Here is a 20,361-nt window from a genome sequence, read left to right as displayed (position 1 = left end):
ATACCCCCCGTCAGGCCCGGCGGATCAGCGCCGCGTCCCCCGAACGAACTGAACCGACCCCATTGCTGAACCATGAGACATCGGATCACCTCCTTTCGCATTGTTGAAACGGCGTGCTCTGGCTGAGCACGACTCCTGTTTGAATCATGCGAGTCGCACATACAAGACTTGTAATTAAAATCATTTTGAGCGATCCAAGAGAACTGTGCGCTGCGCCACCGGCACACCCCCGTCGGGGCCGGCGCGGCATTCCTTTATCACCGCAGCAACCATCGTATCGGCCGGCATCGCCAGCGTCCGCGCTTGTCCCAGCTTGACTCCGATCCGGCCGGTGGCGGGCGCCAGCACCTCGCCCAGAAACGGATCGTCGAGCGCCGTCGACGCGACGACGCCCGGCGCAAACCGGCGCGGGCGCGCGGGAAAAGCTGCTGCCCCGGTCGTCGTCACGATCCGCAACATCCCCTCATGTTCGCTGCCGGCGAGGACAAAAAGCATGCGCCGCGCCGCGCGATCGCAACGGAGGGCGAAGGCCGGCCCGCCCGCCGCTGCGCCGAACAGCGCCGCATCTCCCGCCGGCGCGGCATCGAGCCGCCAGCGACCCGGCGCGGTCGCGACACCGTCGAGCTCGGGAGTCGGCAGCGTGGCGGCGCCTATCGCGTTGTCGGGGCCGGCAATGCTGACGGCGGCGGTATCGTTTTCGGTCGTGGCGGTATCGGACGCTGATGGCGCCGGGGGTGAACAACCCGCCAGCGCAACCAGCAGCGCCGCCGCCAGCCTCACTTGCGGCAATCCTCCGTCACCCGCAGAATCTCCGCCCAGACCGGTATCACCAGGACCGGCAGTGTCGCCTGTTCGATCACGAACCGCCCCCGGCTGAATCCGATCGCGTCGAGCAGCGTATCGCGCGGATCGAGCGACGCCGCCATATAGGACGGGCTGCCGCCGGTCGGCTGGGTGGCAATGCTGCGCAAGGTGCTCGAGGTGCGCACCGTCATCGGCGCGTTGCCCGGCGCCGCGCCGCGCCGCGACAGATAGACCCGCGCCTCGAGCCGATCGCAACGCAGCGTGAGTTCGGCATCGCCGCCGGGCGGCCCGAACAGCGCGATGCTGCCGCGGCCATCCTGGCGATAGACCCAGTCGCCGCGCGTCACCGGCCAGTCGCGCCAATCGCCGCGATAGAGCGGCGTGATGACGCTCGGCACGGGGCGCTGGGCAGGCGGCGGCGCTGCCGTCACGGGCGGCGGCGGCGGCGCGGGACGAACGGCGCGATCGGCCGGCGGCACGGCGGCGCAGGCGGGGATCAGCACGAAGGCGAGCAGGGGAAAGGGGCGCATGGCGGCCTTATGCGGGAAGCGCGGCGTGCGCTCAACCGCGCATCGCGCCCCGGGTCGGGACAAAGCGCTTTCCTTCGCCCGCGCATTGGGCGACGAAGGCGGTTCGGCGGCGCGCAGGGCGATGGGGGCGACATGAACGGCAAGCGGCTCAAATCGATCATCGGCGGGTCGGCGGGCAATCTCGTCGAATGGTATGACTGGTACGCCTATTCGGTGCTCACCATCTATTTCGCGCCGAGCTTCTTTCCCAAGGCCGACCCGACGATCCAGCTCCTCAATACCGCCGCGATCTTTGCGGTGGGGTTTCTGATGCGGCCGATCGGCGCCTGGATCATGGGCAGTTATGGCGACCGGCATGGCCGGAAGGCAGGGCTGGCGCTGTCGGTCGGGCTGATGTGCACCGGCTCACTGATGATCGCGGTTGCACCGACCTATGCACAGGCGGGGGTGATCGCGCCTGCCATTCTGGTGATCGCGCGGATGCTGCAGGGCCTGTCGGTCGGCGGCGAATATGGCGCGAGCGCCACCTATCTGTCCGAAATGGCGACCAAGAAACGCCGCGCCTTCTGGTCGAGCTTTCAATATTTCACGCTGATCGGCGGGCAGTTGCTCGCGCTCGGCGTGACCCTCGTCCTGCAGGGATTCCTGAGCGAGGCCGAAATGGGCACCTGGGGCTGGCGGATCGCGTTCGTGATCGGCGCGGCGCTGGCACTGGCGGTCTATCTCCTGCGGCGGCGGCTGGCCGAGACCGCGCAGTTCGAGGCGCTGGCCAAGGATCGCCCCAAATCGACCGCGCTGAGCCTGTGGCGCGCCTTTCCGCGCGAGTTCCTGATCGTCGCGGCGATCAGCGGCGGCGGCAGCTGCGCCTTCTATGCCTATACGACCTATATGCAGAAGTTCCTCGTCAACACGAGCGGCTTCGGCAAGCAGAGCGCGACCGAGATCATGACCGCCGCGCTGATCGTCTTCATGCTCTCGCAGCCGGTGTTCGGTCTGCTCGCCGACCGGTTCGGGCGCAAGCCGATGCTGCTGCTGTTCGGGTTCGGCGGGATGGCGGTATCGGTACCGGTCTTCTCCGCGCTCGCCGCGACCACCGACGCGGTGACGGCGTTTACGATCATCCTCGTGCCGCTGATGTTGCTCAGCGCCTACACATCGATCAGCGGCCTGATCAAGGCCGAGCTCTTCCCCGCGCACGTCCGCACCCTCGGCGTGGCGCTGCCCTATGCGATCGGCAACACCATCTTTGGCGGGACGGCCGAATATGTCGCGCTGAAGTTCAAGGATTCGGGCCTGGAACCAGGCTTTTACTGGTACGTGACGGTGATCATCGGCATGGCGACGATCGGCTTCCTGATGCTGCCCGAGACCAAGCATGCGAGCTTGATTGTGGAGGATTGAGGGGAGGATTGAGGAGATGGAGCGCTTCGTTCTTCTCTCCGGCTGCTCGGGGGGCGGCAAATCGACCCTGCTCGCCGAACTCGCGCGGCGCGGCTTCGCGGTGGTCGCGGAGCCTGGGCGGCGGATCGTCGACAGCGGACGCGCGAACGGCGGTACCGCCCTCCCCTGGCTCGATAGGGAAGGGTTTCTCCGCCGGTCGATCGACCTGGCGCTAGCCGACCGCGCGGTGGCCAGCGCGAACGACGGCGTCACCTTTTTCGATCGCGGCCTCGTCGATGCGGCGTCGGCGCTCGAAGCGCTAACCGGCGAGCCCGCCATCGCCCGCTATTGTCGCGATCACGCTTATGCGCGGCGCGTCTATCTGACGCCGCCCTGGCCCGAAATCTACGCGACCGACGCTGCCCGGCAGCACGATCTTTCAGCCGCGATCGCCGAGCATGACCGGCTTTCCGCGCTATACCCGGCGCTGGGGTACGAAACCGTGCTGATCCCCAAGGTCTCTGTAACCGAGCGCGCCGATTTCATGATCGCGTCTCTCAGCCCTTTTTCGGCTTGCTGAAGCGGAAGACGAAGCGATCGGTCTTGCCGCGTACGGCGGGGTCGAACACCAGCTTGCTGTGATCGTCCTCAGCGGCCTTCAGCACGTCGCTCTCCGCTTCGAGCACGAACCCCGCCGTCGCGAAATCGGCCTTGACCGTAGCGGGATCGATCCGGTGCATTTTCTCGACCGTTGCGCGGGTGTCGCCGGGCAGCGCGACATGATCGATCACCGCAACCGTCCCGCCGGGCTTCATCGCCTTGTAGAGCGTCGCGAGGAAAGCGGCAGGATCGGTCCTCGGCACCTTGAACTTCTCGCTCTCCCAATACAGATCGTGATAGACCAGATGGAGCATCGCGAAATCGAGGCTGGCCGGGGCGGCGGCGAAGGCGTCGAACGGATAGGCGGTCTGCGTCACATTGGCGTTGCGCGCGATCAGCGACGACCACACCGCCTTGCCCTTGTCATCGGTCGGCATGAACTGCACGGGTTCATAGGCGGTGACATGCCCTTTCGGCCCGACCACGCGCGCCATGATCTCGGTATAATAGCCCGCGCCGGCCATGATATCGGCGGCCTTCATCCCGGGCTTGAGCCCTTCGAAGGCGAGGATAGCGGCGGGCTTGCGCCCTTCGTCGAGCTTGATCTGCTCGGCCGGGCGCCCGGGCGCGGCAACGGCGGCGGCGATGTCTGCACGCGGGGCGTCCCTGGCAAGGACAGGGGCAGCGAGCGCGATGGCGCCAAGCATCATGATTGCACGAACCCGCATTGCGACTCTCCCTATGTGTGTTGGCGGAACAATACAGTGAGAGGCGATCGGGAGCAAGAGGATCAGGCGGCGCGGGGACGATCCATGCTTCTTGCCCCATGCTCCGGATAGCTATCGCCCCCGCCGCGAACTCCCCGCCATCCCGGCGCGCATTTTCTGGCTCTTGCCGTAGCGCGTCTTGCGGGTGCCTGGTTTCCCCTCGTTGCTCCGCCCCATCACCGGCGCTTTCCGTTCGTCCGCCGGCAGCCCCAGCTCCTCCGCCTCGAGCGAGCGGATTTCGTCGCGGAGCCGCCCGGCTTCCTCGAATTCGAGATCGCCCGCCGCCTTGCGCATCCGCTTCTCGAGCTCCTCGATATAGCCGCGCAAATTGTGGCCCACCATGTGCGGGCGATCCTCGTCGATCTCGACCGTCACCTGATCGCGGCTCGCGACGTCCTTGATGATGTCGCCGATGTTGCGGCGGATCGTCGTCGGGGTGATGCCGTGCGCCTCGTTATAAGCGAGCTGCTTCTCGCGGCGGCGCGCGGTCTCGTTCATCGCGCGCTCCATCGATCCGGTGATCCGGTCAGCATAGAGAATCACGCGCCCGTCGACGTTGCGCGCGGCGCGGCCGATCGTCTGGATCAGCGAGGTTTCGGAGCGCAGGAAGCCCTCCTTGTCGGCATCGAGGATCGCGACCAGCCCGCATTCGGGAATGTCCAATCCCTCGCGCAGCAGGTTGATGCCGACTAGCACGTCATACACGCCGAGCCGCAGGTCGCGGATCAGCTCGATGCGCTCGAGCGTCTCGACGTCGGAATGCATGTAGCGGACCCGGAGCCCCGCCTCGTGCATATATTCGGTCAGATCCTCGGCCATCCGTTTGGTCAGCGTCGTCACCAGCGTGCGATAGCCTAGCTCGGCGGTCTTCTTCGCCTCGACGATCAGGTCCTGGACCTGTTCCTCGACCGGCTTGATCTCGATCGGCGGATCGATCAGCCCCGTGGGCCGGATCACCTGTTCGGCGAAGACGCCGCCGGTCTGCTCCATTTCCCACGACCCCGGCGTCGCCGAGACATAGGTCGTCTGCGGCCGCATCGCCTCCCATTCGTTGAAGCGCAGCGGGCGGTTGTCGATCGCCGAGGGCAGGCGAAAGCCATATTCGGCAAGCGTCAGCTTGCGGCGGTGATCGCCGCGCGACATGCCGTTGATCTGGCCGATCGTGACATGGCTTTCGTCGACGAAGAGCAGCGCATTGTCGGGGAGATATTCGAACAGGGTCGGCGGCGGCTCGCCCGGCATGCGGCCGGTCAGGAAGCGCGAATAATTCTCGATCCCTGCGCAACTACCCGTCGCCGCGATCATCTCGAGGTCGAAATTCGTCCTTTGTTCGAGCCGCTGCGCCTCGAGCAGCTTGCCCTCGGTGACCAGTTCCTTCAGCCGCTCGGCGAGTTCGAAGCGGATCGCCTCCATCGCCTGCTTGAGCGTCGGCCCCGGGGTCACATAGTGCGAATTGGCATAGACGCGGACATAGTCGAGGCTCGCGACCTTCTTGCCGGTCAGCGGATCGAACTCGACGATCTCCTCGATATCGTCGCCGAAGAAGGACACGCGCCAGGCGGTGTCCTCATAATGCGACGGAAAAATCTCGAGATTGTCCCCCTTCACGCGAAAATTGCCGCGCTGGAAGGCGGCGTCGTTGCGCTTGTATTGCAGCGCGACGAGCTTGCGGACGATCTCGCGCTGATCGACGACCTGGCCCTTTTTGAGGTCGAAGATCATCGCCGAATAGGTCTCGACCGAGCCGATGCCGTAAAGGCACGACACCGAGGCCACGATGATCACATCGTCGCGTTCGAGCAGCGCCCGCGTCGCCGAATGCCGCATCCGGTCGATCGATTCGTTCACCGAGCTTTCCTTCTCGATGTAGGTGTCGCTGCGCGGCACATAGGCCTCGGGCTGATAATAATCGTAATAGCTGACGAAATATTCGACCGCATTGTCGGGAAAGAACGACTTCATCTCGCCATAGAGCTGCGCCGCCAGAATCTTGTTGGGCGCGAGCACCAGCGCCGGGCGCTGCAGCGTCTCGATTACCTTCGCCATGGTGAAGGTCTTGCCCGAGCCGGTAACGCCGAGCAGCACCTGATCGCGCTCCCCCGCCAGCGCCGCCTCGGTCAGTTCGGCGATCGCGCTCGGCTGGTCGCCGGCGGGCGTATAGTCCGAGACGATCCGGAAAGGCCGCCCGCCTTCGGCCTTGGGGGGCCGCGCTGGCCGATGGGGGACGAAACTCTGGCCGGTTTCCGGCTCGTCGAGGCTGGTGCGAATCTGGATGGCCATGCGGGAACATATGGGGGACGCTGACCGCCATCGCAATCGTCATCGCCGCTTGTCCCGCGCGCCCGGTCATGACAGATTGGCGTCCGCCCGCCGGCCACGGGATCGGCAGCGCCTGACCGGAGGAACCGATGAAGCCTCGTGCCATGCTTATCCTGCCGATCGCCCTGCCGCTGGCGACGCTCGCCGCCGCCCCGCCAGGGCCGCTCATCCTGCCCGGCAAGTGGGAAAACCGGGTCGAAATCATCGACGTCAAGATGCCCGGCGGTCCGCCGGGGGTTGCCGCGGCGATGAGGGGCCGGCCGACGACGGTGACGAGTTGCATCACCCCGCAACAGGCGGCGATGGGCCCGCAGGCGGCGCTGAATGCCGACAAGGCCTGTCGCTTCCTGCGCTATTCGGCGCAGGGCGGGCGGATCGCCAGCGAACTCGTCTGCACGCGCCCCAGCGGGACTATGCGGATGACCTCGCAGGGCAGCTACACGCCGACCAGCTATGCGGTCACAGGCACCGGCGTGATGACCGGCAAGATGCGCATGACGATGACGACGAAGACGACCGGCCGTCGCATCGGCGGGTGCTAACGCCCGCCGAAACCGCCGTACCGGCCCTTAACGCCCCGCGACCGCGCGACGCGAGAAGAGGCGTCGCGCTGGCATGCGGCGATCGGCTACAATCGCGCCAACGACGCATGAGAGGACCCAAGACATGATCGGCTACGCCACCCTCGGCACCAATGACCTCGAACGGGCGCGCACCTTCTATGATGCGCTGATGGCCACCATCGGCGCGAAGCGGCTGATGGAGATGGAGCACGGCTTTACGATGTACGGCACTGGCTGGGGCCAGCCCGCCATATGCATCACGCCGCCTCACGACGGCCAGGCGGCACATCCGGGAAATGGCCCGATGCTGGCGCTGGTGATGGACGATCGCGCCAAGGTCGATGCGCTCCATGCCAAGGCAATCGAGCTTGGTGGCAGCTGCGAAGGCCGACCGGGCGTGCGCGGCGAAGAGGGGCCACAGGCCTTTTATGGCGCCTATTTCCGCGATCTTGACGGCAACAAGCTCTGTGCTTTCCGCACCGGTCCGGCCTGAACGTCCAGCCTCAGCGTCGAGGTCGATAGGCGACCCGCCACATCGCCAGCGCGATCCCGGCGGCGAGCGTCGCAAGCAGCGCGCTCGTCGCGGCGGCGCTCGCCCAGCGATAGAGCAGCGTGCCGGCATCGCTCGGCGGCGCGCTGAGCAGGCCGAAGCCATAGGTCTGCGCGAACAGGAACAGCAGGAAGCCGATCGCGCCGCCCATTGCGAGCGCGTGCCCCGGCCCGCGTCGGCCGCTGGCGTGCAGGAACACCCAGACCGGCGCGGCGATGGCGGTGATCGCCAGCGCCGTCAGCACGCTGCCGAGCAGCAACGCGACGAGAATGCCGAGCGGGCTGGTGGTGCCGCCGATGATCGTCAGGCCCGCCTCGATCACCCCGCCGATGATGCCGCCGGCGCCGATCGCCAACCCCGCGCGATCCAGCGACGTTTCGTAATCGCGGGTCTGCCGCCGCTCGCTCATTCGTCGTCCACATCCCCCGTTCGCTAGGTCGGGCCGTCCCTATCATTGTGGGGCCACGAGCCCAAGCCAGCCACTCACCCTATCTGGCCGATCCGTCGGGCGTCCTGTCGACTTGCGTCCCGGACGATCGCGCGCCACGCTGCGGCTGATGCAAATTGCCGCCATCCTTGCCGCCTCGCTCGCGGTCGCCGTGCCGAGCCAGTCGCCACCAGCGCAGGTCAGCGTAACCTTTGCCGATGGCCGGATCGTCAGCCGCAAAGCGACAGGTGAGGCGGACAGGACGACGGGTCGACATGCGCGCGCCGACGATCCGGTGCGGATCGCCTCGATCTCCAAGCTCGCGGTCGCGCTGGGGGTGATGCGGCTGGTCGATCAGGATCGGCTGGATCTCGATCGCGACGTATCGGCCTATCTCGGCTGGCCGCTCCGCAATCCGGCGTTCCCCGGGGCGCCGATCAGCTTGCGGCAGCTGATGTCGCACACCGCCGGCGTCCGCGACGGCGCCGATTATGCGCTCGCGCTCGATGACGATCTGGCGACCTGGCTCGCCAAACCCGGCGCCTGGGACGACGCCCATCCGCCGGGCGGCTATTTCAGCTATGCCAATCTCGACCTGCCGATCGTCGCCGCGGTGATGGAGGGCGCGACCGGTGAGCGGTTCGATCGGCTGATGGCGCGGCTGGTGTTCACCCCGCTCGGAATCGACGCCTGCTTCAACTGGACGACGTGCAGCGACCGCGCGGTGGCTAAAGCGGTGACGCTCTACCAATCGACCGGCGCGGTCGCGCGCGACGATCTCCACGGCAAGCGCCCCGCCTGCCCCGGCACCCCCGCGCGCGACGGCAGCTGCGATGTTTCGACCTATCGCCTTGCCCGCAACGGCGCTTTTTTCTCGCCGCAGGGCGGGATGCGGATCGCGATGACCGATCTCGCGCGACTGGGCGCGGTGCTCGGGGGCGGCTTGCCGGGCTTTCTGTCGCCGGCCAGCCTCGCCACAATGACCGCGCCGCAATGGCGCTTCGACGGCAGCAATGGCGATACCGAACAGGGATTTTTCTGCAGCTATGGCCTCGGCGTGATGATCCTCGCGCTGCCGGGTCGCCCGGCCACCTGCCGAGACGACCCGTTCGGTGACGGTCGCCGTCGGATCGGTCACGCGGGCGAGGCCTATGGCTTGCGCTCGGGGCTATGGGTCGATCCCACGACACGCAAGGGGATCGCGTTTTTCGTCACCGCCGTGCCCGACAATGCGCCCAAGGGCATGCGTTCGGTCTTCACCGCCGCCGAGGAAGCGATGATTGCCGCCCAGCTGCCTCGCGAACAATGAACGGCATCAGCGCATAGACCAGCTGACCGGCGAGACCGATCCGTCCGGGCATCGCGTTCAGCGTCGCCAGCCACCCGCCAGGGCTCATCCCGAAGGCACCGACCGCGAGCGTCGCTTCGGCGGCCATCAGCAACAGGAACGCGATGGCGCCGATGCCGAGCGCCGCGCTGCGCGTCAAAACCGGCCGACGCCGGACGATCGCGCGCGCGGTGATCGCGCTGACGATCAGGATCAGCGGCACTTCGATCAGCACGGCCGCCGTCGCGCCGATCGCTGGCGTGATCCACAGTGTCCTGGCCGTGCCGAAGGCAAACGCTGCGGCAAAGACGATCGCGAAATAGCGGAGCGCTGCGGCGATCATGCGCCCTCCAGCAGGTGCTCCCGGGCAATCTTCTCCCGCCACACCAAGGGCGCGAGCTGGTGGACGTTGTTGCCCTCGCTGTCGACCGCCACCGTCACGGGGAAATCCCGGACCTCGAACTCATAGATCGCCTCCATGCCGAGATCCTCGAAGCCGACGACCGTCGACCCCTTGATCGCGCGCGCGACCAGATAGGCCGCCCCGCCGACCGCCATGAGATAGGCGCTCTTGCCCTCGGCGATCGCCTGGGTCGCATCGGGGCCGCGCTCGGCCTTGCCGACCATCGCCAGCAGGCCCTGGCCGAGCATCATACGCGTGAACTTGTCCATCCGCGTCGCCGTGGTCGGCCCCGCCGGTCCCACCACTTCCTCGCCGACCGGATCGACCGGCCCGACATAGTAAATGACTCGGCCGGCGAATTCGACCGGCAGCTTTTCGCCCTTGTCGAGCATGTCCTTGATCCGCTTGTGCGCGGCATCGCGCCCGGTCAGCATCTTGCCGTTGAGCAGCAGCCGGTCGCCCTGCTTCCAGCCCTGCACGATCTCGGGCGTCAGCGTGTCGAGATCGACCCGGATCGCCGCACTATCGGGCTGCCAGTCGACCTTGGGCCACTCGTCCAGCTTGGGCGCTTCGAGATAGGCAGGCCCCGATCCGTCGAGCGTGAAATGCGCGTGGCGCGTCGCGGCGCAATTGGGGATCATCGCGACCGGCTTGCCCGCCGCATGGCAAGGCGCGTCCATGATCTTGACGTCGAGGATGGTCGACAGCCCCCCCAAGCCCTGCGCACCGATACCGAGCGCATTAACCTTGTCGAAGATCTCGATCCGAAGCGCCTCGATATCGGTCTTCGCGCCGCGGGCCTTGAGCGGCCCCATGTCGATCGGCTCCATCAACGCCTGTTTCGCCAGCAGCACGCAATGTTCCGCTGTGCCGCCGATGCCGATGCCGAGCATCCCCGGCGGACACCAGCCGGCGCCCATCTGCGGCAGCATCTCCAGCACCCAGTCGACGATCGAATCGCTTGGGTTCATCATCTTGAATTTCGACTTGTTCTCGCTGCCGCCGCCCTTGGCGGCGACATCGATCGAGACGGTGTCGCCCGGCACCATATCGACGTGCAAGACGCACGGCGTGTTGTCCCTGGTGTTGCGGCGCGTGAAGGCGGGATCGGCGAGGATCGAGGCGCGCAGCTTGTTCGCCGGGTTCAGATACGCCCGCCGGACGCCCTCATCGACCACATCCTGCAGCGCGCGGCTGGTATCGTCGAGCCGGCAGTCCATGCCCCATTTGACGAAGACGTTGACGATGCCGGTGTCCTGACAGATCGGCCGGTGGCCTTCGGCACACATCCGGCTGTTGGTCAGGATCTGCGCGATCGCGTCCTTCGCCGCCGCGCCCTGTTCGGCGTCATAGGCCGCCCCGAGCGCGCGGATATAATCCATCGGATGATAATAGCTGATGAACTGCAGCGCGTCGGCGACGCTGTCGATCAGATCGGCGGTGCGGATGGTGGTCATGGCGGTTCCCTGGGCGAGACGAAGCATTGCCGCCTGCCATAGGTCGCGCGCCGCGCCGGGCCAAGCGCATCGCATGAACGACCCGCCGAAAAAGAATTTGTTAGGGCTGTTTGGCAACCATCCGCAAAGCAGCGGTCGCCTATCGAGCAGCGATGGGGATTCGCGTATCCAGATCTCAGGAGAAACCGGGGCTGGGCAGCCTTTGGCAGGCCCTGGGGGTCGCGCGCGCATCCGGACCGGCCGAAGCAGTCGATTTTGCAGCCCAGTTCCGGGAGCTTAGTGCGGCCTGGCCGTTCACGCTTGTTGCCCAATGGGTCGCGGTGGCGACGATGGCGATCGCCACGATCCTCAGCGAGCGAGTCGATCTCGTCCAGCTGATGATGGTCGAGGGCGGCGCGCTGGTCGTGCTGGGCCTTGGAGCGCTCGTCCTGCTCAAGCTTTCCACGCTTCGCCGCCAGCCGATGATCAACCATATCTGGGCCGCGATCATTTATGGTGGCGGCTCGGCGGCGCTGCTGATGGGGTTGCTGTGGTGCGCCAGCGCGCTGCCATTCGATCGCCCGCAGATCGCCTGCTTCATCGCGATCCTCGGCGCGCTCGGGGTCACCGCCAGTGCCTTGCACCCGTTCCGCGCGGCAATGCTGAGTTTTGCGTCGGCCGTCGCGGGGATGGCGCTCGCCATTGCCGGCCCCGGCGTGGGCGCCTGGATCGGGCTCGGCTGTCTGTTCTGCCTCGCCGTTGCGACGCGGCGGCTCGCCTTCATGGACGTCGCGGCGGCGCAGCGGCTGGTACACGACACCGGCCATGGCCAGCTCGCCGCCCGGCTGGTGCGCGAATTCGAGGAGCAGGGCAGCGGCTGGTTCTGGCAGACCGATCGGCAGGGCGCGCTGATCTATCTATCACGCAGCGTTGCCGATGCCGTGTCGGATTCGGGCGAGTCACCGATCGGCAAACCGCTCACCAGTGTCTTCCAGATGGACAGCACGGCGCCGGGCACCGAACGCACGCTCGGCTTTCACCTGTCGTCGCGTACCAGCTTTTCGGACTATTCGGTGCGCCCTGCAAAACTGGCGACGATCGATCGCTGCTGGTCGATTTCGGGCCGTCCCGTGATCGACGAAAGCGGCAAGTTCCGCGGCTTCATTGGCAGCGGCACCGATCTCACCGAAAAACGCCGCACCGAGGCCGAGATCACCAAGCTCGCGCTGTACGACGGGCTGACCGGGCTCGCCAATCGCCAGCGCATGCGGCTTTCGCTCGATCAGACGTTGCATCAGCCAGTCGCACCCTATCGCCCCACGACACTCTTCCTGCTCGATCTCGATCGCTTCAAGGTCGTGAACGATACGCTCGGCCATCAGGTCGGCGACGCCCTGCTGGTGCAGGTCGGCCAGCGGCTGACGCGCAGTGTCGGTGATGCCGGGCTGGTCGGCCGGATGGGCGGCGATGAATTTCAGGTGATTCTGCCGGGCGAAAACAACCATGAACGCCTGTCGGAGCTGGCGCGCACGGTCATTGCCTCGCTGTCGCAACCCTATTTCATCGAGGGCGCCTCGATCTCGATCGGCTGCTCGATCGGCGTGGCGATCGCGCCGACCGATGGCAGCGATTCGGAAACACTGACCCGCAATGCCGATCTCGCGCTCTATGCGGCCAAGGCCGACGGACGCGGCATCCACCGCTTCTATCGCGAGGAGCTGCTCCACGGCGCGCAAAACCGCAAACGGCTCGAAGACGATCTGCGCCAGGCCCTTGTCGAGAACCAGTTCCACCTCGTCTATCAGCCGGTGGTCTGCACCGATACGACGCGGATCGTCGGCTACGAGGCGCTGCTGCGCTGGCGGCATCCGACGCGCGGCGCGATCTCGCCGGCCGATTTCATTCCCGTTGCTGAGGATTGCGGGCTGATCGAATCGATCGGCGAATGGGTGTTGCGCACCGCCTGCCTCGAAGCCGCGCACTGGCCCAAGCATGTGCGCGTCGGCGTCAATGTGTCGCCGATCCAGTTCGCCAACCCGGCCCTCCCCGCGATCGTCACCAATGCGCTCGCCAAGGCCGGAATCTCGGCGAGCCGGCTCGAGCTCGAGATCACCGAAGGCGTATTCCTCAATAAATCGGCCTCGACCGATGCGATGTTCAAGAGCCTGAAGGGCGTCGGCGTGCGGCTGGCACTCGACGATTTCGGCACCGGCTATTCGTCGCTCGGCTATCTCAAGACCGCGCCGTTCGACAAGATCAAGATCGACCAGAGCTTCGTGCGCGGCGCGGCGCAACAGGGCAATCGCAACGCCGCGATCATCGGCGCGATCGTCTCGCTCGCGCGGACGCTCAACATGGAAACCACGGCCGAGGGGGTCGAGACGCATGACGAGATCGCGCTGATCCGCGAGCTCGGATGCAGCCATATCCAGGGGTTCGTCTATGGCGAACCGGCGCGCGCCGAAGCGGTGCGCGAGTCGTTGAGCGCGCATGGCGGCCTGGCCTCACCGATCGGCTATCAGACGAGCCGCAGCCCGCGCACCGCGATGATCCGCTCGGCCGCGCTCGAGATCGGCGAGTCGCGCGGCGAGGTGCGTATCCGCAACATTTCCTCGACCGGGGCGATGATCGACGGCATCCGCTTCGGCCGCGACGTCAAGGACGTCGAGTTGATGATCGAACTGCTCGAAGGCGAGATGTTCCCGGCGCGAATCCGCTGGGCAAAGGACGGCAAGGTCGGCATCGAATTCGATGAAGCCTTCAACCTCGATCGCCTGAACGCGCCGATCGAGGCGCGCAACCTGCGCAAGGTGGGCTGAGGACGAACCGCCGGCCTCGCCGCGCGCCGCGTGCCGGCGAAATATTTTCGTTCCGCGTTCGTTCTCTTGCAATTCGCGAACCCCGCAGAACGCCACGCGTCGCTGCACCGCGCCATTTCGCCGGTGCCACGAACCGACTCAAAATAGCGACGAACCGAGTCCCTAAAATGTCATTTACGGTCTTGCGTACATTGGCGAATGGGCACAATCTGTTGTGGTTGAGTTCGGGGGCGAGCCCAAGCACTGGTAGGACGACGACTGCGACCCTATGTTGCAGAACGGCTTTGTTCGCACCTTTGCCGCGTCGATGGACACTTTTTGTTCTCGTCAGCGCTCGCCAAATGATAGTGTGGGGGTTCGCCCCCGATTCGGATGAATCGCCCGTCAAAAGGTGATTCACGGCACGGGAGATGAGTCGGTGGATTTCAGGGACGGTCAGGAAGTGAGCAACGACATGGCAACTGATATGATCGAAGCGGCAACCGCCGGCATCGCCGTGGCGGCGAAAAAGGCCAAGGCCCATGCGGCCCAGGCCGACAGCAAATCGGTCAAGCCGCAGCCTTATCCGGTCGAAGTCGATCACAGCCGCGATGCGCTGCTCACCGATTTCGGCAAGGAAACGCTGAACGATCGCTATCTGCTGCCGGGCGAAAGCTATCAGGACATGTTCGTCCGCGTGGCGAGCGCCTATTCGGACGATGCCGCGCACGCGCAGCGCATCTATGACTATATCTCGAAGCTGTGGTTCATGCCCGCCACCCCCGTGCTCTCCAACGGCGGCACCGGGCGCGGCCTGCCGATCAGCTGCTATCTCAATTCGGTGCCCGACAGCCTCGAAGGTATCGTCGACACCTGGAACGAGAATGTCTGGCTCGCCTCGCGCGGCGGCGGCATCGGCACCTATTGGGGCAATGTCCGTGGCATCGGCGAGCCGGTGGGCCTGAACGGCAAGACCAGCGGCATCATCCCGTTCGTGCGCGTCATGGATTCGCTGACGCTGGCGATCAGCCAGGGCTCGCTGCGGCGCGGCTCGGCGGCCTGCTATCTCGACATCAGCCACCCGGAGATCGAGGAATTCCTCGAAATCCGCAAACCCTCGGGCGATTTCAACAGGAAGGCACTCAATCTCCATCACGGCGTGCTGATCCCCGATGCCTTCATGGAAGCCGTTCGTGCCGGCGCCGAATGGAACCTCACCAGCCCCAAGGACGGCTCGGTGCGCAGCACCGTCGATGCGCGCGCGCTGTTCCAGAAGCTGGTTGAGACCCGGCTCGCGACCGGCGAGCCGTACATCGTGTTCAGCGATCACGTGAACAACGCGATGCCCAAGCATCACCGCGACGTCGGGCTCAAGGTCTCGACCTCGAACCTGTGCAGCGAAATCACCCTGCCGACCGGCAAGGATCATCTCGGCAACGATCGCACCGCGGTCTGCTGCCTGTCGTCGCTCAACCTGGAAACCTGGGACCAGTGGAAGGGCGAGAAGCGCTTCATCGAGGATGTCATGCGCTTCCTCGACAATGTGCTGCAGGATTATATCGACCGCGCCGAGCCCGGCATGGCCCGCGCCGCTTACTCCGCGGCGCGCGAGCGCTCGGTGGGCCTCGGCGTCATGGGTTTCCACAGCTTCCTGCAGGCGCGCGGTCTCGCCTTCGAAGGCGCGATGGCCAAGCAGTACAACCTGCAGATCTTCCGCCATATCAAGGCGCAGGTCGACGAAGCGTCGATGCAGCTCGCGATCGAGCGCGGCGCGTGCCCCGACGCCGCCGATCAGGGCGTGATGGAGCGTTTTTCCTGCAAGATGGCGATCGCGCCGACCGCGTCGATCAGTATCATCTGCGGCGGCACCAGCGCGTGCATCGAGCCGATCCCGGCGAACATCTATACCCACAAGACGCTGTCGGGCAGCTGGTCGATCAAGAACCCCTATCTCGAAAAGCTGCTGATCGAAAAGTCGAAGAACAGCGATGCAGTGTGGAACTCGATCCTCGAGCGCGGCGGGTCGGTGCAGCATCTCGACTTCCTCAGCCAGGACGAGAAGGACTGCTACAAGACCAGCTTCGAGATCGACCAGCGCTGGCTGCTCGAGCTCGCCGGGGACCGTGCGCCATTCATCGATCAGGCGCAGTCATTGAACCTGTTCATCCCCGCCGATGTCGAGAAATGGGACCTGCTGATGCTCCATTTCCGCGCGTGGGAGCTGGGCATCAAGTCGCTCTATTATCTCCGCTCCAAGTCGATCCAGCGCGCCGGTTTTGCTGGGGGCGTGGAGGCGGACAACACCGCCGAACCCAAGCAGATCGCGCTTGAGGAAAAGGATTATGACGAATGCCTGGCGTGCCAGTGAGGTGACTCGACGTCGCCCTGACCCCTCGCCGCTTCGTGGCTTGCCCCTCTCCCTCGGGGAGAGGGGATCGCAACGCCCTCTCCCGATGGGAGAGGGGAAGTGAAGGCTAGCCGCTCACTTCTCCTCTTCGAACGTCACCGCGACGTCGGCGTTGGCGCTGAGCCGCACCTTGTCGCCTTCGACATCGGCGACGAGGCCGAGCGAGATGTAATGATGATGGTCGCCATGCGGCCCGCTATGCGTCTTGGTGAGCTGGATGCGCTCGCCCTTGACGTGGTCGACGGTGCCGACCGGTACGCCGTCGGCGCCGATGACTTCCATATGTTCCTTGATCCGGTCCTTGATCGGGTGGTCGTGCGCCATGATCGTTTCTCCTTGATGGTGCCCCCTGAACGCGTGGGCATGCGTTTCGATGCGCATGCCATCTTCGCATCGGAGTAATGATCATGCCAGCCATTCCGTCTCGCCTTCGCCTCGCCGCATCGCTGCTGCCCGCCATCGCGCTCGCCGCCTGCGCGCATCAGGTCTCGAACGCGGTCGCGCCGCAAGCGCCGGGCTTCCTGCTCGGCGTGTGGCACGGCTTCATCTTTCCGGTCGCGGCGATCCTGTCGATCTTCGTCCCCGATATCGCGGTTTATGCGGTGCCCAATAATGGCGGCTGGTATGATTTCGGCTATTTTATCGGCATCGTCTTTCTGGGCGTCGGCTCGAGCCGCACCAGGAAGGTCTATGTCGAGCGGACCATCATCCGGCGCGAACGCGGATGATGCGCGCGCTCGCCTTCCTCACCCCGCCGGTCATCATGGGAGTCGTCGCCGCGACGGCGGGTCTATCGGCCGTATTCGTTGTCACCCGTCCCGGGGCTAGCGATCAGGCGCGCTACGCCAAACGCATCGTCACGACGATGCTGGCCACGCTGGCGATCATCCTGGGCGCCTTCGCCTGGGCCCTCTGGACCTGGAGCACGACCCCATGACCCCCGCCTGGAGCCCCATCCTCGGCATCATCATCGGCCTCAATATCGTTTTCGTCGGCTTCGTGATGGCCTTCATCGTGCCGAAGCCGGCGCGCACGCCGCACAATCTGCGCACCTGGCTCGGCTGGAAAAGGCCGGGCTACGTCCTCATCGTCGCCGGCATCGGCTATGCCGCGCTGTCGTTCATCGCCATCTGATTTCTGTCTGAAAGGTCCGCCCATGTCCCTCCTCGAAGCCCGCAAGACCTACAAGCCCTTCGAATATCCGTGGGCCTATGATTTCTGGAAGCGCCAGCAGCAGATCCACTGGATGCCCGAGGAAGTGCCGCTGGGCGAGGATTGCCGCGACTGGGCGCAGAAGCTGTCGACGCAGGAGCGCAACCTGCTCACGCAGATCTTCCGCTTCTTCACCCAGGCCGATGTCGAGGTGCAGGATTGCTACCACGAGAAATATGGCCGCGTCTTCAAGCCGACCGAGATCAAGATGATGCTGGCCGCGTTCAGCAACATGGAGACGGTCCATATCGCCGCCTATAGCCATCTGCTCGACACGATCGGCATGCCCGAGAGCGAGTACGGCATGTTCCTCGAATATAGCGAGATGAAGGACAAGCACGACTATCTGCAGAAATTCTCGGTCGACACCGACGAGGACATCGCCCGCACGCTGGCGATGTTCGGCGGCTTTACCGAAGGGCTTCAGCTCTTCGCCAGCTTCGCGATGCTGATGAACTTCCCGCGCTTCAACAAGATGAAGGGCATGGGGCAGATCGTTTCGTGGTCGGTCCGCGACGAGAGCCTGCACTGCGAAGGCATCATCAAGCTGTTCCACACCTTCGTGCGCGAGCGCGACTGCCTGACCAAGGCGGTCAAGGACGATATCATGGACCAGTGCCAGACGACCGTGCGGCTGGAGGACGCCTTTATCGACCTCGCCTTCGAACAGGGCCCGGTCAACGGCATGACGCCGAAGGAGATCAAGAAGTATATCCGCTACATCGCCGACTGGCGGCTGAGCCAGCTCCAGCTCAAGCCCATCTACATGATCGACGAACACCCCCTCCCCTGGCTCGCCCCGCTGCTCAACGGCGTCGAGCACGCCAACTTCTTCGAACAGCGCGCGACCGAATATTCGAAGGGCGCGACGCGGGGCAACTGGAACGAGGTGTGGGACTCGTTCGACAAGCGGCAAAAGGCGAAGGCCGGGCCGGTTGATGTGGCGAACGAGGATGCGGGCGACGACATGTTTGCGAAGGCGGGCATTGCGGCGGAGTGAGCGGCTTTGAGCTTGATCCGATGAAGGATGAGGCAAACAAGGCCAAGCATGGCCTGCCGCTCGATCTTGGCAGCGAGGTTTTCGATGGCCCGTTCATCGAGGAACAAGACGACCGGAAGGATTATGGCGAGACCCGATTTGTCGCCACCGGTCCGGTTGCATCACTCGCTGACAGGATTTGTGTTGTCGTCTATACTTGGCGCGATGCGAAGCGACGCTTGATCAGTTTCAGGAAAGCCAATGACGAAGAAATCGCCCGATACCGTAACAGTCACCCCTGACCGGCTGGCGGCTGCGCGCGCGTGGATGACCCCCGAAAGGCTCGCTGCGCTCGACGCGATGACAGGCGAGGACATCGCTGCCCAGATCGCGAGCAACCCGGACGCAGCGCCAGAACTGACCGACGAATGGTTCGACAATGCGCGGCTGGTGATCCCGCTTAAAGGGAAGCGGGCGGCGTGATGCAGCGTTACCAAAACGTTCAGCACGCCAACTTCTTCGAACAGAGCGCGACGGTGTATTCGAAGGGGGCCACGCGGGGGAACTGGAACGAGGCGTGGGACTCGTTCGACAAGCGGCAGAAGGCGAAGGCCGGGCCGGTTGATGTGGCGAATGAGGATGCGGGCGAGGGGGATATGTTCTCGCGGGCTGGTGTAGCAGCGGAGTAGAAAAATATGGCTTATCGCAATAAGACTTATACGATTTTTGACGGCGATAAAGACATGTGGGCTTATGCATACATGAAGGGCTGGAAAGCCAACCGTCACATCGATTTCGACTTTTACGACGCCCACGACATCCAAAGGATGCCGCGTGCTCAGGATGAGGCGTATGTAAAAGCCGGATTGCGACAAAGACTTGAGAATACAAAGCAGGCAATTGTTCTTTGCGGGGAAAGCACTAAGAATCTTTATCGATTTGTCAGGTGGGAGATCGAAATATGCTTAGAGAAGCGGATTCCAATTATCGTAGCTAATTTGAACAAGACTAGATCGCACGATCCCGAGAGATGCCCGCCAATCCTCAATGGTAAGGGTGCGATGCATGTAGCATTTGGAGCACGAATTATTAAATTCGCGCTCGACAACTATGCTGACAATCCTATCGAATACAAATCTCAGACTAATTGGTACTATGAGGACAAGGTTTATAAAAGTCTCGGTTATGATTGATCACGATTTCCCTGCCCTCTATCAAGATTCAAACGCCGCCGCTATAGTGGTACAAAAGAATTTTTTGCTAGCCACTAAGGCTATACTTATTACCTCACTGATAATCGGTCTAGCTCCAAATCTTCTCGATCGCTATAATGCAATCTTCATTCAAATTCTTTGCTCGATGGTCGTTATTGGAAGCTCGGCTTATTTATCTTTCGGAAAACCCCAAAAGATTTGGTACGGCACAAGAGCTTTAGCGGAGTCCATCAAGACGTTGGCGTGGCGCTATAGCTGTCGCGCAGAACCGTTCGACGGGGCTGGCGACAAAGACGCCACGAAATTCGAAGAAGCGGTACATGACCTGCTTCGTTCGAATGATGAGGCTGCGGCGCTGCGTTACGAATCCGAGAACACCGAACTGATTACCGACAAGATGAGACAAATCCGTGCATCCTCTCTATCAGCTAGGAGAGAAACCTATCTGAACGAAAGACTGAATGAACAGCTTAATTGGTATAGAAAAAAATCTAAGTTTAATAACGATCGTTCGAGATACTGGTATGCCTTACTTATCCTAGTTAGTACGATTGCTCTGATCGTCTCTTTAATTAATATTTCGAGAGACTTTGATATAATATCGGTAGATTTTGTGTTTGCTATACCAATTTCTATTTTTGGTTG

Annotated in this window: 23 protein-coding genes and 1 pseudogene; 16 read left to right on the top strand and 8 right to left on the bottom strand. The window is 64.0% G+C overall.

From position 1 onward, the window contains the following. Nucleotides 1–180: 180 nt before the first annotated feature. Both B7Y43_RS18975 and B7Y43_RS18970 read right to left on the bottom strand, forming a co-directional pair. Entirely contained in the window at nt 181–780 is a 600-nt protein-coding gene (locus tag B7Y43_RS18975; protein WP_374133244.1) for a hypothetical protein, read from the bottom strand. After that, complete coding sequence (locus B7Y43_RS18970; RefSeq protein ID WP_374133243.1) at nt 777–1,397, bottom strand: hypothetical protein; 621 nt, start codon at nt 1,395–1,397, stop codon at nt 777–779. Before B7Y43_RS18970 ends, B7Y43_RS18975 begins: the two co-directional genes overlap by 4 nt. A 69-nt stretch (nt 1,398–1,466) precedes the next feature. On the opposite strand from B7Y43_RS18970, the gene B7Y43_RS18965 reads away from it, so the two are divergent. Further along, on the top strand, nt 1,467–2,735 hold the full coding sequence (locus B7Y43_RS18965) for an MFS transporter (protein WP_374133242.1): 1,269 nt from the start codon (nt 1,467–1,469) through the stop codon (nt 2,733–2,735). Nucleotides 2,736–2,751: 16 nt separating this feature from the next. Further along, nucleotides 2,752–3,294, top strand: coding sequence for an AAA family ATPase (locus B7Y43_RS18960; protein WP_374133241.1), 543 nt, complete (start codon nt 2,752–2,754; stop codon nt 3,292–3,294). Here B7Y43_RS18960 and B7Y43_RS18955 read toward each other — a convergent pair. Continuing rightward, nucleotides 3,272–4,042 (bottom strand): class I SAM-dependent methyltransferase, encoded by a 771-nt coding sequence (locus B7Y43_RS18955; RefSeq protein ID WP_374133240.1) that lies wholly within the window; start codon nt 4,040–4,042, stop codon nt 3,272–3,274. The genes B7Y43_RS18960 and B7Y43_RS18955 overlap by 23 nt on opposite strands. A 111-nt stretch (nt 4,043–4,153) precedes the next feature. Then, a complete protein-coding gene (uvrB, locus tag B7Y43_RS18950; protein ID WP_374133239.1) occupies nt 4,154–6,361 on the bottom strand; it encodes an excinuclease ABC subunit UvrB in 2,208 nt (735 codons plus the stop codon). A gap of 128 nt (nt 6,362–6,489) precedes the next feature. Between uvrB and B7Y43_RS18945 the strand changes: the two genes are divergently transcribed. Beyond that, nucleotides 6,490–6,942 carry a DUF3617 domain-containing protein gene (locus B7Y43_RS18945; protein WP_374133238.1) on the top strand — a complete coding sequence of 151 codons (453 nt, stop codon included), beginning with the start codon at nt 6,490–6,492 and terminating at the stop codon, nt 6,940–6,942. 124 nt (nt 6,943–7,066) lie between these two features. Continuing rightward, a complete protein-coding gene (locus tag B7Y43_RS18940) occupies nt 7,067–7,456 on the top strand; it encodes a VOC family protein (RefSeq protein WP_374133237.1) in 390 nt (129 codons plus the stop codon). Between the two features lie 10 nt (nt 7,457–7,466). Here the strand turns inward: B7Y43_RS18940 and B7Y43_RS18935 are convergent, their stop codons facing one another. Continuing rightward, the gene (locus B7Y43_RS18935) at nt 7,467–7,922 is read right to left on the bottom strand and encodes a hypothetical protein (RefSeq protein WP_374133236.1); all 456 of its coding nucleotides are present in this window, start codon (nt 7,920–7,922) and stop codon (nt 7,467–7,469) included. A 112-nt stretch (nt 7,923–8,034) separates the two neighbouring features. On the opposite strand from B7Y43_RS18935, the gene B7Y43_RS18930 reads away from it, so the two are divergent. Beyond that, a complete protein-coding gene (locus B7Y43_RS18930; protein ID WP_374133235.1) occupies nt 8,035–9,249 on the top strand; it encodes a serine hydrolase domain-containing protein in 1,215 nt (404 codons plus the stop codon). Here B7Y43_RS18930 and B7Y43_RS18925 read toward each other — a convergent pair. Next, nucleotides 9,197–9,610, bottom strand: a complete 414-nt coding sequence (locus B7Y43_RS18925; protein WP_374133234.1) for a hypothetical protein — start codon at nt 9,608–9,610, stop codon at nt 9,197–9,199. The genes B7Y43_RS18930 and B7Y43_RS18925 overlap by 53 nt on opposite strands. Next, a complete protein-coding gene (locus B7Y43_RS18920) occupies nt 9,607–11,127 on the bottom strand; it encodes a fumarate hydratase (protein ID WP_374133233.1) in 1,521 nt (506 codons plus the stop codon). The genes B7Y43_RS18925 and B7Y43_RS18920 overlap by 4 nt, the downstream gene beginning before the upstream one ends. Before the next feature lie 110 nt (nt 11,128–11,237). Between B7Y43_RS18920 and B7Y43_RS18915 the strand changes: the two genes are divergently transcribed. Next, the gene (locus tag B7Y43_RS18915) at nt 11,238–13,925 is read left to right on the top strand and encodes an EAL domain-containing protein (protein ID WP_374133232.1); all 2,688 of its coding nucleotides are present in this window, start codon (nt 11,238–11,240) and stop codon (nt 13,923–13,925) included. A 454-nt stretch (nt 13,926–14,379) separates the two neighbouring features. Next, nucleotides 14,380–16,272, top strand: coding sequence for a ribonucleoside-diphosphate reductase subunit alpha (locus tag B7Y43_RS18910; protein ID WP_374133231.1), 1,893 nt, complete (start codon nt 14,380–14,382; stop codon nt 16,270–16,272). Nucleotides 16,273–16,386: 114 nt separating this feature from the next. Here the strand turns inward: B7Y43_RS18910 and B7Y43_RS18905 are convergent, their stop codons facing one another. Beyond that, a complete protein-coding gene (locus B7Y43_RS18905; RefSeq protein WP_374133246.1) occupies nt 16,387–16,635 on the bottom strand; it encodes a DUF2171 domain-containing protein in 249 nt (82 codons plus the stop codon). A gap of 83 nt (nt 16,636–16,718) precedes the next feature. Between B7Y43_RS18905 and B7Y43_RS18900 the strand changes: the two genes are divergently transcribed. The 9 genes and pseudogenes from B7Y43_RS18900 to B7Y43_RS18860 form a co-directional block, all read left to right on the top strand. Continuing rightward, entirely contained in the window at nt 16,719–17,039 is a 321-nt protein-coding gene (locus B7Y43_RS18900; protein WP_374133245.1) for a hypothetical protein, read from the top strand. Continuing rightward, a complete protein-coding gene (locus tag B7Y43_RS18895; RefSeq protein ID WP_374133230.1) occupies nt 17,036–17,248 on the top strand; it encodes a hypothetical protein in 213 nt (70 codons plus the stop codon). The genes B7Y43_RS18900 and B7Y43_RS18895 overlap by 4 nt, the downstream gene beginning before the upstream one ends. Then, nucleotides 17,245–17,445 carry a hypothetical protein gene (locus B7Y43_RS18890; protein WP_374133229.1) on the top strand — a complete coding sequence of 67 codons (201 nt, stop codon included), beginning with the start codon at nt 17,245–17,247 and terminating at the stop codon, nt 17,443–17,445. Before B7Y43_RS18895 ends, B7Y43_RS18890 begins: the two co-directional genes overlap by 4 nt. A gap of 22 nt (nt 17,446–17,467) precedes the next feature. Next, a complete protein-coding gene (locus B7Y43_RS18885; RefSeq protein WP_374133228.1) occupies nt 17,468–18,523 on the top strand; it encodes a ribonucleotide-diphosphate reductase subunit beta in 1,056 nt (351 codons plus the stop codon). After that, a complete protein-coding gene (locus tag B7Y43_RS18880; protein WP_374133227.1) occupies nt 18,520–18,804 on the top strand; it encodes a BrnT family toxin in 285 nt (94 codons plus the stop codon). The genes B7Y43_RS18885 and B7Y43_RS18880 overlap by 4 nt, the downstream gene beginning before the upstream one ends. Continuing rightward, entirely contained in the window at nt 18,764–18,985 is a 222-nt protein-coding gene (locus B7Y43_RS18875) for a hypothetical protein (RefSeq protein WP_374133226.1), read from the top strand. The genes B7Y43_RS18880 and B7Y43_RS18875 overlap by 41 nt, the downstream gene beginning before the upstream one ends. A 17-nt stretch (nt 18,986–19,002) precedes the next feature. Then, nucleotides 19,003–19,191: pseudogene (locus tag B7Y43_RS18870) on the top strand (ribonucleotide-diphosphate reductase subunit beta); the annotation flags it as partial. A 6-nt stretch (nt 19,192–19,197) separates the two neighbouring features. Then, complete coding sequence (locus B7Y43_RS18865) at nt 19,198–19,695, top strand: TIR domain-containing protein (protein ID WP_374133225.1); 498 nt, start codon at nt 19,198–19,200, stop codon at nt 19,693–19,695. Continuing rightward, a partial coding sequence (locus tag B7Y43_RS18860; RefSeq protein ID WP_374133224.1) for a DUF4231 domain-containing protein occupies nt 19,688–20,361 on the top strand: 674 nt, incomplete at its 3' end. The genes B7Y43_RS18865 and B7Y43_RS18860, both read left to right, overlap by 8 nt.

This window comes from Sphingomonas sp. 28-62-20 (assembly GCF_002281505.1).
This window is presented reverse-complemented; position numbering and strand designations above follow the sequence as displayed.